Source organism: Rhodococcoides fascians NBRC 12155 = LMG 3623, from assembly GCF_001894785.1.
In the GTDB taxonomy this organism is placed as follows: Bacteria; Actinomycetota; Actinomycetes; order Mycobacteriales; family Mycobacteriaceae; genus Rhodococcoides; species Rhodococcoides fascians.
On record NZ_BCWW01000018.1, the window covers coordinates 28,459 to 41,078 of the forward strand.

The window sequence follows — 12,620 nt, forward strand, 5'->3', positions numbered from 1 at the left end:
GACGGATTCATGATTCGAACTCCTGCTTGGGGACGACCACCATGGGGACGGGCAGGACGCGAAGCATCTTCGCGGCCGTCGAACCGAGAAAGAGTCGGCGCGGTTGGGCAAGGCGGCTGGAGCCGACCATGACGAGGTCGCCGTCCTGCCAGTCGAGCGTCCGCACCGCAGACTCGACGGACGATCCGTCCGCGATGGTCACCGATATCGGAAAGTCGTCCGGCAACGTGGATTTCGCTTCGTCCACGAGGGCACGTGCGTGCGCGACGGCACGGTCACGCGCGCTGTCGTAGCTGTCCCGGGCATCGCGAAGATCGTTGCGGGGGTCGAGCGCAACCAGGGACACGAGCCGGAGCGGAGTGTGCATTCTCTCGCAGGTCCGGACCGCCGTCCGCAGCAACACATCCGCTCCCGTCCTGGTCCCGAGTGCGCAGGTCACCTGACGGATCTCCCGAGCAGACGAGTGCCGGGTGCCGCGCGGCGCGAGTGCAAGCGGCACGTGTGCCGAATGCAGCAGTTCGGTCGAGACCGAGCCGACGGAATGCCGTCCGAGCAGGCCGTCTCCGGACGCACCCACGACGATGGCCGAGGCCCCCAGCCGAGCCACCTCGTCCAGCAGTCCCTGGGCGAACGAATCGTTGAAACTCGCGTGCACGGCGACCTCGATGTCGGACGGCACCAACGATTTCGCCTCGTCGAGTCAGCCTTGCGCTCGTGTGATCAGGACGTCCTCGTAACCGGTTTCGGCAGGGACTCTGGACGCAACGGTGCGGTCCGGCGGTAGAACCATGCAGATGTCGAGCTGAGCACCCAGGCTGCGGGCGAGCTGCACCCCGAGGGCAAGACCGTCCTTACCGCTGGGGGTGGCGAGATATCCGACGATCAAGCGCATGGGGACGGCTCCTTCGTTTCGATCGAACAGGTAGAGGTAGTGCTGAAATGGTCACTCCGCAGGCTTCGCTCCTGCATGAAATAGTCACTCCGCAGGCTTCGCTCCTGCATGAAATAGTCACTCCGCAGGCTTCGCTCCTGCATGAAATAGTCACTCCGCAGGCTTCGCTCCTGCGAATCATCGGCACCGAGACAGGGCAAGCGACAGCTCTGCGCTCACCACGCACACTTGCGAATTGCTCAGCCCTTCCACGCTGTGGAGTTCACCGACCATCTGGGCCAATCGTTCGACGGAATTGGTGTGCACAGACTGCCACGCTGCAACGGCGTCGGTAGCAGATTCGGTGTGTACCGCCTCGGACAGGACCTGTTCGGTCATGTTGTGCCAGTGCTCACGAATCGCATCGACCAGAATCGCGCTTGCCATGGCGTCCCAGTAGTCGGCTCCACCGGAGGCGACAGAGGAGCGTTCCACCAACCGGTCGAGACCCACGACGCGGCCGAATTCGAGATACGTCTGCGCCACGTGCGTTATCGGTCGGGCAAGCGACCGGGCCGTCGTCTCCAATGCGAATGCCTCGGAGAGGATTCGAAGTGTGTTCTGATCGACGACGAGATCGCCGGTCAACTCCGGCAACGATTCTCGGAGTTCACGTACCGGCCGCGTTAGGCGTTCGATCGTCTCCAGAGGCGTCGAATGTTCGTCGCGGTTCCGCAACAACCACGACGTGGTCCGCTCGATCAGATCCTGAACACCGAACTGCAAAACCAGCCTGGTGCTCTGCGGGATTCCAGGTAGATCGGCAACGACGTCCCACAGGTGGTCGATGTCGAAAACCTGGCGCACGACGGCATACGCGACCGCGATATCGGCAGTGCTCACGCCCAGCCTCTCCTCCAGCCGGTGAATCATGCCGGGCCCGACGCGGTCGATCATGTGTCCGGTCACGACGACCGCCACGATCTCCCGCGCCAGTGGATGCCTGCGAATGTGGTGAGGAACCAGGACACGGATCGATTCTGGAAAATAGCCGGCGAGTACCCCGTCGAACACCGGGTCGTCCAATAGGGGAGAGGCGAGCAATTCGGTGGCCACCAGGTTCTTCGACTGCGCCAACAGCACCGCGATCTCGGGCCGAACCAGTCCCTGCCCCAAGCGATGTCGAGCCCGCAACTCGGCAGGCGAGGGAAGAACCGCAGCGACTCGACTGATTCCCGCGTCGCGTTCGAGGTTGTCGATCAACCGTTCGTGCCGGCCCAGCAGGAACGGCGCGTGGGCCTCGGCGAGGCTGATCGCCAGGGTCTGCGATGCAGCCTCTGCAAGCACCGACTCGGCAACCTCGTCCTGAACCTGGGACAGCGCTCTGTTGCGCTCGGTGACGGACAGCTCGCCGTCCGCGACGGCCGCATCCACCGCGATTTTCAGATTCACCTCTCGATCGGAGGTTGCGACGCCCGTGGCGTTGTCGATGAAGTCGGCGTTGACGCAACCCCCGGCAAGGGCGAATTCGATTCGAGCACGCTGCGTGAGGCCGAGATTGCCACCCTCGCCCACCACCCGGGCCTGCAGTTCGGACGCGTCGACGCGAACGGAATCGTTGGCCGGATCGGCGGAGTCGGAGTGCCCCTCGGTCGAGGCCTTGACGTAGGTGCCGATCCCTCCGTTCCACAGTAGATCCACCGGGGCAGTGAGCAGCGCCTCGACGAGTGCGTTGGGGGAGAGGGAGCCGACATCGATTCCGAGTCGTGCCTGCATCTGCGGTGACAGTTCGATGGACTTGACCGAACGGGGCCACACCGCACCGCCCGGCGACAGTGCCCTGGTGTCGTAATCTGCCCAGCTGCTTCCAGCGATCGCTGCCAGCCGTTCCCGTTCGCGGTACGAGACCTCGGGGTCCGGGTTCGGATCGAGCAAGATGTGCCGGTGATCGAACGCGCCGACGAGTCGGATGGCGTGGCTCAGGAGCATGCCATTGCCGAACACATCACCCGACATGTCTCCGATACCGACCACCGTGAACGCATCGGTATCGACGTCGATACCCTTCTCGGCGAAGTGGCGTCGTACCGACAGCCACCCGCCGCGTGCGGTGATTCCCATGGTCTTGTGGTCGTAGCCCGCCGAGCCTCCCGAGGCGAACGCATCCCCGAGCCAGAAGCCTCGGCGGACTGCAATGCTGTTGGCGAGATCGGAGAATCGCGCAGTCCCCTTGTCGGCGGCGACGACGAGATACGGGTCGTCGCCGTCGCGGATCACCGTGCGCGTCGGATGCACCACCACCCCGCCGTCGACGACGTTGTCGGTGACATCGAGCAGTGCCTCGATGAAATCGGTGTAGGCGTTGCGGACACCTTCGGGAGTCGTCTCCGTTCGAACCACGAAAGCGCCCTTGCCACCCATCGGCACGATCGGTGAATTCTTGACGTGTTGCGTCTTCATCAGATCGAGTACTTCGGTGCGGAAATCGTCGTGCCGGTCCGAATGACGCAGGCCCCCGCGAGATATCGCACCGCTCCGAACGTGACTCCCCTCGACGATCGGCGAGTGCACGAAGATTTCGCGGTACGGGGTTACGGCCGCAGAGAGGGACAATCGTGCCGGGTCGATCTTGAACGCTGCGGGTGGGACGCCTACCGTGCGGTCGTGCTGAAACCAATTGGTGCGCAACACTGCCGAGAGGAAAGAACGCAGTCCTCGTAACAAGCGATCCTCGTCGAGTGCCGAGGTGCGCTCGACAGCGGTGTCGAGAATGTCCTCGGCGGCAGCCGTCAGCCTGTCGCGGTCGGTCACGTCGGGATCGAATCGTGCATGGAAGAGTGCGCAGAATCCTCGGACGAAGTCGCTGTGCCGCAGCAGTATCGAGACCACACTGGGTTCGGACAGCTCCAGCCCCACCTGGCCGAGATAGCGGGCTGCGGCGCGAACGAGAACGGCGTCGGTGAACGGGATGGACGCCGATGCGATGAGGCGAGTGAAGCCATCGACCTCGAGATCGCCCGATGCAGCGGCCTCGAATGCAGCCCGCAGCAGGTTCGGAGTTGCTGCGGACCAATCGATTTCATCGGTACTGAAACCGAATCTGTGAACGAGGGCGTCGCTGTCGTCGCCCGAGGGCAACAACTCGTGGTTCGCCACACGCAGCCCGAGATCGGCGAACAATGCGACCAGATCGGCGAGAAGTGGAGCGCGACGCTGCCACTCCAGGATGGCAACGGGCATCTGTTGGTCCGCAGTGTCGATGAACCGCAGCCGCACACCGCTGTCCTCCCGGACTGCACCGGCACCGCTCATTTGTTTCTCCTGACCATGCTCGACGAGGGTGAGGCGACGCTCACTGTCGGCTAAGTCTGGCTGAACGAGACGCACGACACAGCTGACGAAATGGACAGCCGACGTCCTCGGACCGCTCCATTCCGGTCCTTGTGCTGCTTCATCACCCGTTCCGCAGCGCCTCGTCGATTCGTGCTCCCACGGCGGCGGCACCGGCCGAGGTCATGATCGTGCCGGCATGGTCGAGTTCCATCATCGGGGTGATCGAGGTCAGGTCGAGCGCATCGATGTCTTCGGGCGAGTACATCGGAGCCGATTTCTTACCAATGCTCCACTGCGCGTGCAGGAATCGAATCGGCATCGTCAGTTCTCGGAACCGTGACTCGCCGAAGAACACACCCTCGGCGTCGGAGACGACTGCATCGGTCGACAGCCGCACCGACCCCTCTGCCAGATCGTGTTCGGCGTACGTCCGCAGGAGTGGATCCGCCGGGTCGAGAAGCGGCAGCGACGTCGAGACCAAGAAGTCGACGTATTCGTCGACGGTACCGAAATGCTTCTGAGTTCGAGCAATTCTGTCCGCGAACACAGCTCCTACGGTCTCGCGGGTGAGACCGGCGGGCGGTGCCACCGGAACGCCTCCGTCGACGAGAACGAGACTCTTCACTCGAGATGGATACCGAGCCGCGAACTCGACTGCCACGAATCCACCCATGGACATTCCGCACACGTGCGCGGCGTCGAGTCCGAGGGCATCCATGACGGCGTCCAGGTCGTCTGCGTGCCGAGCGAGCGACGACGGCCCCGTGACCTCGACGCTGTCGCCCCTGCCGCGCAGATCCGGTGCGACCAGTGTCAGGTGTGGCGATTCCGCCCGCAGCCAGCCCCACAGCATGCGCTGGCTGGACACGCCGTGCACCACGAGGACGGTCTCGCTGGTGCCGGTGTGTGTTTCGACGACGATGTCTCCGCCGGGTACAGGTACTCGATCGATGGTCATGGTGCCGACAGTAGGGGAAGCAGACTCCAGTGGGGATGGATAAGAACCCCATTGAGAACGGCGAGATGTGGATGGTTCATCTCTACCGCGTGAGCGGCGCTGAGTCGAGGGCCGATCTCAGCTCGGTCCGAAACGCTCCGTACGAATGTTCCCAGCTGAGTGGCCGCGCGCTACCAGCATGTCCGCGACCGTGTCGACGAAACTCGTGGGCCCGCAGATGTAACATCTCGGCTCGAACTCCGCCGGCCACCCGTGAGCGTCGATGTCTTCCAACGTGATTCGACCGAGTGGCCGTGTGCTACCGGCAGGAGCACGCCGCGTGTGGATCATCGTGACGTCCACTCCCGCCGGAGGGTGAGCCCACTCGTCCGCGAAATAGACCTCCGCGGGTTCGCGCACCGAGTACAACACTCGGAAGGGTGCCCGTCCGCCCGTCGCGGACGCCTGTGCGCGAACCATGGCGCGGAGCGGGACGATGCCGGAACCGCCACCCACCAACAGAACCGGGGGAGACGGGGTCTCCGACGGTTGGGACGGCCGCCAGACGAACCATCGGCCCACCGGCCCTCGAATCTCGATGCGATCGCCGACCTCGACCGACTCGACCAAGTAGGGCGACACCTCGCCGTCCGCGACGTTCTGCACGGCGATCTCGATACGCGACGTGCCGTCGGGTGCCGAGGCCAAGGAGTAGCTGCGCTGTGCGCTGTAGCCGTCCTCGGCGGTGAGCTTGACGTCCACGTGCTGCCCGGCGAGATGGCCGGGCCAACCGTCGACGTCGAGAACAAGGGTGGACGCGGTGGGTGTCTCACGCCGCACGGCCGCAGCCGTGGCAACGAGCCAGGGTTTTGCTCCAGCCGTCACGGCCACGTCAGTCGCCCTGGTAGCGCTGCTCGCGCCACGGGTCTCCGTAGTCGTGGTACCCACCGCGCTCCCAGAAACCTTGTTCGTTCTCCAGGGTGAGCTCGATGCGTGAGATCCACTTCGCCGATTTCCAGAAGTACAGATGAGGAACGAGAAGCCGTGCCGGACCACCGTGTTCGCGAGCCAAGGGAGCGCCGTCGAATTCGGTAACCAGCCAGGCCTTCCCGTCCCTGAGATCCTCGAGGGGGAGATTGGTGGTGTAACCGTCGAAGCCGTGCACCACGACGTACCTGGCATCGGTGTCGAGACCGTCCAGCAGAACGTCCAGACTCACGCCCTTCCACGTGGTGTCGAGCTTCGACCACTTGGTGACGCAGTGGATGTCGACGGTCGGAGTCTCGTGTGGAAGTGCCGCGAATTCGTCCCAGGTCCAACTGCGGGTGTCGCCGCGTTCGGTGGTGACCGAGAACGACCACGTGTCGGTCGCGACCACGGGCGCAGGCCCGATCGCGAGGACGGGAAAATCCTTGGTCAGATACTGACCGGGGGGAGTGCGCCCGTCGTCGCCGCGTCGTCGACCCACGAAGCCCTTCGAGATCAGTGCCATGGTGAAGAATTGTGCGCTCGTTGTCGGGAGTCTGACAAGTCGGGTGACGGTGTCGGCTACCTGCGTTTCGGCGGGAGCGCGTGGGATCGATGCGGAGTTCGCTGTGCTTCGTACCGGTACGGTCGAGGTGTGGACACTACTATCGTCGACGCACCATGTGGTGCGGCATGAGTATTTCCGCCGACGACCGTGCATTTCTGGCGCGTGCTGTGGATCTGGCGGCGGCCGCAGTGAGTACGGGCAACGATCCGTTCGGTTCGGTGCTGGTGTCGGGCAGCGGTGAAGTGCTTGCGGAGGACCGCAATCGCGTCGGCGATCGACACGATCCCACCCAGCACCCCGAGATCGCTCTGTCACGGTGGGCTGCGACCAATCTGAACCCCAGTGAGCGACGATCGTCGACGGTATACACCTCCGGTGAGCACTGTGCGATGTGCGCGGCGAGCCACGGAATTGTCGGGCTCGGACGTATCGTCTACGCCACCTCGACAGCCCAATTGCTTACGTGGCTGGAAGAATTCGGTGCTGCGCCGCTCGCGATCACGCCGCTCACCATCACACAGGTCGTGCCGGGAGCAGTGGTCGACGGGCCGGTCGCCGAGTTCAGCGACGCTGTCCGTGACCTGCACAGGCAACGTCACACGTCCACGGCGTAGCTAAGGGTGAGCAAAATTTTCGAAGGCCGGCGAACGAGAACGTCGACATCGGCACTCGTGATGACCGGTGGTATCGGTGTTGCACTCGCGTGGCTCCAGTGTCTTCTGATCCGTCAGCAGTTCGCGGTGGGATTGTGGGTCATCGTCGTGGCCGTCGTGGCCACCTGTCTCGTCGCGTCCGATGCCAGAAAGCATGTAGCCGTAGGAACTTCGCTCGGTGCAGTGACCGTGGTCGCTCAGGTCGCCTGGTTGGTGACGCCCTTTCACGCGCTGTGGGTCGTGAGCGCAACCGCGGGGACTGCGCTCGGGTTCTTTCTGCTCGGATCGGCGTGGGCGGGCTCCTCGGATGGCACTCGCCGGGTGGTTCTCGCCGTACCCGCCGGCCTCGCTGCCTCGATTGCGTTGGTGGTTTCCGCAGTGACGATCACTACGGCCGCCAGTCCGGCGCCGCTGGTTCGAGCGCTGCAGTCCTTGGGGCAGAGCAATTCCTTCGTTTCTGCCGCGCCGACAGCGACGTCGGTAGTGAACGGGGCAGGTCGCACCAGTGACATCGAATACGGCTCGACGCTTCCCAATTCGTTTCTCGACATCTACATCGCCGACAACGATCCGTCGGTCAGCCGTCCCACGTACGTCATGGTGCACGGCGGGGGATGGATAGCGGGGGACAAGGCCGACGGTGATTCCGAACTCGGGACGGACAACCCGTACTTCGCGTCGGGGGCGGGCCCCGTACTCGACGCCGGTTTCAACCTGGTGTCGGTGAATTATGCGTTCGCACCGGAATACCGTTTTCCCACACAGACGATCCAGCTGGGTGAGGCTCTGCAGTTCTTGGAAACGAACGCCGACCGATACGGCTTGGACATGAGCCGCGTCGTGCTCGCCGGAAGCAGCGCGGGTGGTCAGATCGTGGGTAGCTACGCCAATGTTCGGACCAACCCCGACTACGCACGTGCGCTGGGCATCGAACCCACGATGGATCGAAGCGCTCTGAAGGCTTTGGTGTTCGACAGTGCAGTCCTCGATGTGGGGAGGGCCGGCTCGCCGCAATCTGCGAGTCCGTCGAACGGCTTTCTGTACGACATCGGTGCACGCAGCTACCTCGACACCACCGATGCCGATTGGCTGGCGCGCGCAAACGTCACGGAGAACGCCACCTCCGACTTCCCGCCGAGCTTCATCGCCGACGGCAACACCGGCACGTTCCCCGATCAGGCGGCCGAACTGAGCGCGAAGCTGGACAGAATGGGCGTCGCCAATCGCTTGAATCTATACAGCAAGAACGAGGGGACCCTCGAGCATGCATTCATGACCACGGGCTCGCAGTGGACCGACGAGTACAACCGGCTCAGGATCGAGTTCCTCCGCGGCATCGTCGGATAGCAGAGCAGTCGCTGACGCACTCGACTGGCCGCTACTGCACTGGCAACCGCAGCTGGTCGACGGACCCGGAAACGGCGGCCAACCGGAGTTTCGTTTCGTCTTCCGATCCGGGGGCGGCTGTCATGATGACGATTTTCAGCTCCGCGTCTCCGTCGGTGAGTACGTCGCAGTCGACGGTGATCGGTCCGACGGTCGGATGGTGGACCACTTTGTGATCCTCGCGATGTGAACCGACGGCACCGACCGACCACAGAGACTCGAATTCTGCACTGCCGGTGCGTAATTCTTCGATCAGGCCCCTCAGTCTCGAGTCTCGGGGAAACCGTCCAGTGGCTCGCCGAAGGTCGGACACCACGGCAGCTCGGACTGCTGCGTCGCCGCCGGACGGCGTCACCGGCCATGCGGACATTCCGGGTGCATCCGTGCCGACGGGGAAACAGTCACGAGCGAAGTTTCTCTTGGAGTGCGAGACGGTCGACGGATCACCGACCAGCGCGGCCCAACTCCGGTTCCACCAGAGCAGTTGCCAATCGGCGGCGAAGACGGCAACCGCACCCTCGTCGAGTCGGCCGACAACCCGCCTGACCCCAGGCGGGATGTGGTCGGAGATAGTCCCGTCGGCCGGCGGAATGTGGCCGGCCAAGCGGTAGAGATGGTCTCGCTCGGGAAGAGTCAGCTGGAGAGCCCGCGCCAAGGACGACACCACCTGCACCGACGGTGTCGTCGCTCGTCCCTGTTCGAGCCGCACTACGTAGTCCACGGAGATGCCCGCGAGATCGGCGAGGTCCTCGCGTCGGAGCCCCGTGGCCCGTCGAAAGCGTCCGGTCGTCAGTCCGACAGCATCGGGTGAGAGTCGATCACGCCACGATCTGATCGTCGCGCCGAGTCCGTCCGTTGTCGAGGTCACGACTCCATTGTCACTCTTCGGGCGGGTGTGAGGGTGGTACCGATTGTCCTACCGTCCAGGCGTGCCTGGAACACACGCCGGTCGACCTGAACACTGGGGCCATGACCATCACATTCATCACCGGAGCAAACAAGGGCCTCGGTTACGAAACCGCGCGCCGACTGATCGATCAGGGCCACACCGTGATCCTCGGAGCACGTGACGCCGAGCGGGGTAGGAATGCTGCAGCAGCGTTGGGCGCTCGGTTCGTTCGGATCGACGTCACCGATGCCGAATCCGTCGCATCTGCAGCGGCGGACGTGGAACGGTGGGAGGGGGTTGTCGACGTACTGATCAACAACGCGGGCATTCCCGGACCGCACAGCGACATCGAAGAGTTGACCGCCGACGATGTGCAGTCGGTACTCGACGTCAACGTTCTCGGAATTGTCCGCACCACAACAGCATTCCTTCCACTGCTACGCCGCTCCACCGATCCCGTCATCGTCAACGTCAGCAGTGGAATGGGTTCGTTCGCGGCGACACACGATCCGTCTCGCGTCGAATCCAGCGTGATTGCTCCGGCCTACACCGCGTCGAAGTCGGCTGTCACGATGTTGACGACGCAGTATGCCAAGGGCCTGAGCGACATTCGCATCAATGCCGCCGATCCGGGCTACACCGCAACCGAATTCAACGGAAACAGCGGGCCGCAGACCGTCACCGAGGGGACCGACGCCATCGTGCAGTTCGCCACCGAAGGGCCCGGCCACGGATCCGGGCGGTTCATCGACCGCCACGGAACCGTCAGCTGGTGAGCCGGTTATCGGTGATTGCACCGTCTGGGCGGTTCTCCCGTGCCGCGATCGCTTCGAGTGCACGGAATCCGGTACCCGGGTGACGTAGCCTGTCGGGCTCAGGCAGTTCACCGGTGTTCGGACGACTGCGCCGACAGACGTGCCACCTCAGAAAAAGGAAATGAGAAGAACGATGAGCACCAAACCTCCACTTCTGTTGCTGCACGGAGTGACGATGTCGGCTCGAGCGTGGGACACCGTCGCACCACTGCTCGCGAGGAACTACGACCTCCTCGTCCCGACCGCAGCGGGTCATCGCGGTGGACGTCGTCTCGATCACGCGAGCATCGGTGCTCTGACCGATGTGACAGAGCAGCTGCTCGTTGATCGTGGTCTCGACACCGTGCACATCGCGGGCAATTCGATGGGAGGGTGGATGGGTATCGAGCTCGCTCGCAGAGGCCGGGCCCGTTCGGTGTGCGCGCTCTCGCCCGCCGGTTTCTGGGAGCCCGACGCCGATCCGGGTAAAAGTCGGGCGACGTTGATCCGAACCAAGAAGCTGGCCGACGCCACCAGCTCACTGATGCCGCCGCTGATGCGGTTCGGGTTCGTTCGCCAGCTCGCCATGCGTGATATTGCGTTGCGCGGCAAGCAGATGACGCACCAGCAGGCTGCCGCATCATTCGAAGACCTCGTCGGATGCGCTGCGGCTCACGACCTGTTGAACACCCGCGAGAGCGTGGCACCGTTCGCCGAAATGCCGTGCCCTGTCACCGTGGCGTGGTCGAGTGGAGACCGCATCTTCCCGCCCGAACATTTCGTCCCTGCGGCCCGTCAGCGGCTACCCGGGGCGCATTTCGTCACGCTGGCAAACGTCGGCCATGTGCCGATGATCGACGATGCGGCACTGGTGGCGAAAACGATCGAGGAGTCCATCGTCGGTCGTTGACCACAAGAATCAGATCGTCGGCTCCAGGGCGTCGGCGAGCATGTGCATCGCTGCGGTGGTGGAAAGCGAACGCACACTTGCCCTGTCACCGGGCAGTCGAAGTGTCCGGGTGACGGTCGGCTGATCGCGGACGGCAATCGCGAAGCACACGGTGCCGACGGGCTTGAGTTCGGTGCCACCGCCGGGGCCTGCGATGCCACTGGTCGAGACAGCGATGTCGACACCCACCCGGTTCAGCGCGCCCTCCGCCATCAGTGCAGCCACCGGTTCGCTCACGGCTCCGTGCTGGTCGATGACCTCGGCTGGAACACCGAGAAGCTCGGTCTTCGCTTCGTTTGCGTACGACACCACCGCGCCGATCACATATGCCGACGACCCGGCACGGTCGGTGAGACGCGCGGCGATCATGCCGCCCGTGCACGATTCTGCCGTTGCGATGCGACGGCCCGTCAAGCGACTCGCCACGATGTCGTCGATAGTGGATCCGTCGGTCGAAAAGACCTGTGAGCCATAGTGTTTCTCGATAAGTGCTGCGACGTCGGAGTATGCGGCCGCCGCTGATTCTGGATAGCGCGTCACCATTTCGAGTTCACCGAGACGCAGGCAGGTGGTGATCTCGAGGTCGCCGAATCCCGCTACCTCGCGCTCCGCTGTTCGTAAGGTCGCCGCGAGGTCGGCCTCCGACAGACCGTACGCGCGGATGGTGTCCTGGCGAACCGCGGCACTCCTGGCCAACACTCGCGAGACCGGCGCTGTCTGCACAGCTTCGGGCCACATGGCCTGTAGTTCGCGCGGTGGGCCCGGCAGAATCAGAACCGCAGGCAGCATCCCGGAGTCACTCGCTGGTATCGCGACGCCGGGAGCAGTGCCGGTCGGCGAAATGGACTGCGCGCCTACCGGAACCATGGCTTGTTTGCGGATGCCCGCGAGAAGGGGCTCCGAATCGGGCGAGGAACTCAGGCGACTCCGCCAACGCTGAACGATTGTGTTGATGCGCTCCTCGAGTTCGACGTCGAGCCGAAGTTCTCGACCGTACAGCGCGGCAACGGTCGCGACCGTGAGATCGTCGGCGGTCGGCCCCAACCCGCCGGTGGTGACAATGAGGTCCATACGCTGATCGGCGAGGAAACGAAGTTGTGCGGTGAGATCATCGGGCCTGTCCCCGCACACGGTGATGTGGGCGACGTCGACGCCCAGTTCCAAGAGACGTTGGGCGACCCATGGGCCGTTCCTGTCGGACACCCGACCCGAAAGAACCTCGGTTCCCGTGACCACAACACCTGCTCGCACTGACATTCTTCGACTTTACTGTC

10 protein-coding genes and 1 pseudogene are annotated in these 12,620 nt (G+C 63.9%); 4 read left to right on the forward strand and 7 right to left on the reverse strand.

The window, feature by feature from the left end:
* Window positions 1–7: 7 nt before the first annotated feature.
* From RFA01S_RS25245 to RFA01S_RS25265, 5 genes and pseudogenes are all read right to left on the reverse strand, one after another.
* A pseudogene (locus tag RFA01S_RS25245) lies at window positions 8–892 on the reverse strand (universal stress protein).
* A gap of 177 nt (window positions 893–1,069) precedes the next feature.
* A complete protein-coding gene (locus tag RFA01S_RS25250; protein WP_052060865.1) occupies window positions 1,070–4,183 on the reverse strand; it encodes an NAD-glutamate dehydrogenase domain-containing protein in 3,114 nt (1,037 codons plus the stop codon).
* 142 nt (window positions 4,184–4,325) lie between these two features.
* Complete coding sequence (locus tag RFA01S_RS25255) at window positions 4,326–5,162, reverse strand: alpha/beta hydrolase (RefSeq protein ID WP_032393236.1); 837 nt, start codon at window positions 5,160–5,162, stop codon at window positions 4,326–4,328.
* 117 nt (window positions 5,163–5,279) lie between these two features.
* The gene (locus RFA01S_RS25260; RefSeq protein WP_230598465.1) at window positions 5,280–6,026 is read right to left on the reverse strand and encodes a ferredoxin reductase; all 747 of its coding nucleotides are present in this window, start codon (window positions 6,024–6,026) and stop codon (window positions 5,280–5,282) included.
* Between the two features lie 7 nt (window positions 6,027–6,033).
* On the reverse strand, window positions 6,034–6,633 hold the full coding sequence (locus RFA01S_RS25265) for a sulfite oxidase-like oxidoreductase (protein ID WP_032393238.1): 600 nt from the start codon (window positions 6,631–6,633) through the stop codon (window positions 6,034–6,036).
* A gap of 167 nt (window positions 6,634–6,800) precedes the next feature.
* Here RFA01S_RS25265 and RFA01S_RS25270 point away from each other — a divergent pair, with 167 nt between their 5' ends.
* Complete coding sequence (locus tag RFA01S_RS25270; RefSeq protein ID WP_032388824.1) at window positions 6,801–7,289, forward strand: nucleoside deaminase; 489 nt, start codon at window positions 6,801–6,803, stop codon at window positions 7,287–7,289.
* A 60-nt stretch (window positions 7,290–7,349) separates the two neighbouring features.
* Complete coding sequence (locus RFA01S_RS25275) at window positions 7,350–8,675, forward strand: alpha/beta hydrolase (protein ID WP_032393239.1); 1,326 nt, start codon at window positions 7,350–7,352, stop codon at window positions 8,673–8,675.
* Window positions 8,676–8,706: 31 nt separating this feature from the next.
* Here RFA01S_RS25275 and RFA01S_RS25280 read toward each other — a convergent pair whose 3' ends face one another.
* Window positions 8,707–9,582 carry a helix-turn-helix transcriptional regulator gene (locus RFA01S_RS25280; RefSeq protein ID WP_032393240.1) on the reverse strand — a complete coding sequence of 292 codons (876 nt, stop codon included), beginning with the start codon at window positions 9,580–9,582 and terminating at the stop codon, window positions 8,707–8,709.
* Between the two features lie 101 nt (window positions 9,583–9,683).
* On the opposite strand from RFA01S_RS25280, the gene RFA01S_RS25285 reads away from it, so the two are divergent.
* Window positions 9,684–10,379: an SDR family NAD(P)-dependent oxidoreductase gene (locus tag RFA01S_RS25285; RefSeq protein WP_027496145.1), complete on the forward strand. Its 696-nt coding sequence runs from the start codon at window positions 9,684–9,686 to the stop codon at window positions 10,377–10,379.
* 172 nt (window positions 10,380–10,551) lie between these two features.
* Complete coding sequence (locus RFA01S_RS25290) at window positions 10,552–11,307, forward strand: alpha/beta fold hydrolase (protein WP_032393381.1); 756 nt, start codon at window positions 10,552–10,554, stop codon at window positions 11,305–11,307.
* Between the two features lie 9 nt (window positions 11,308–11,316).
* Here RFA01S_RS25290 and RFA01S_RS25295 read toward each other — a convergent pair whose 3' ends face one another.
* Window positions 11,317–12,603, reverse strand: coding sequence for a competence/damage-inducible protein A (locus RFA01S_RS25295; RefSeq protein WP_032393241.1), 1,287 nt, complete (start codon window positions 12,601–12,603; stop codon window positions 11,317–11,319).
* Window positions 12,604–12,620 lie beyond the last annotated feature (17 nt).

Excerpts from the sequence above, each read along its gene's own strand:
- RFA01S_RS25250 (WP_052060865.1), bottom strand. The coding sequence starts at position 4,183 with ATGAGCGGTGCCGGTGCAGTCCGGGAGGACAGCGGTGTGCGGCTGCGG.
- RFA01S_RS25255 (WP_032393236.1), bottom strand. The coding sequence starts at position 5,162 with ATGACCATCGATCGAGTACCTGTACCCGGCGGAGACATCGTCGTCGAA.
- RFA01S_RS25265 (WP_032393238.1), bottom strand. The coding sequence starts at position 6,633 with ATGGCACTGATCTCGAAGGGCTTCGTGGGTCGACGACGCGGCGACGAC.
- RFA01S_RS25270 (WP_032388824.1), top strand. The coding sequence starts at position 6,801 with ATGAGTATTTCCGCCGACGACCGTGCATTTCTGGCGCGTGCTGTGGAT.
- RFA01S_RS25275 (WP_032393239.1), top strand. The coding sequence starts at position 7,350 with ATGACCGGTGGTATCGGTGTTGCACTCGCGTGGCTCCAGTGTCTTCTG.
- RFA01S_RS25285 (WP_027496145.1), top strand. The coding sequence starts at position 9,684 with ATGACCATCACATTCATCACCGGAGCAAACAAGGGCCTCGGTTACGAA.
- RFA01S_RS25290 (WP_032393381.1), top strand. The coding sequence starts at position 10,552 with ATGAGCACCAAACCTCCACTTCTGTTGCTGCACGGAGTGACGATGTCG.
- RFA01S_RS25295 (WP_032393241.1), bottom strand. The coding sequence starts at position 12,603 with ATGTCAGTGCGAGCAGGTGTTGTGGTCACGGGAACCGAGGTTCTTTCG.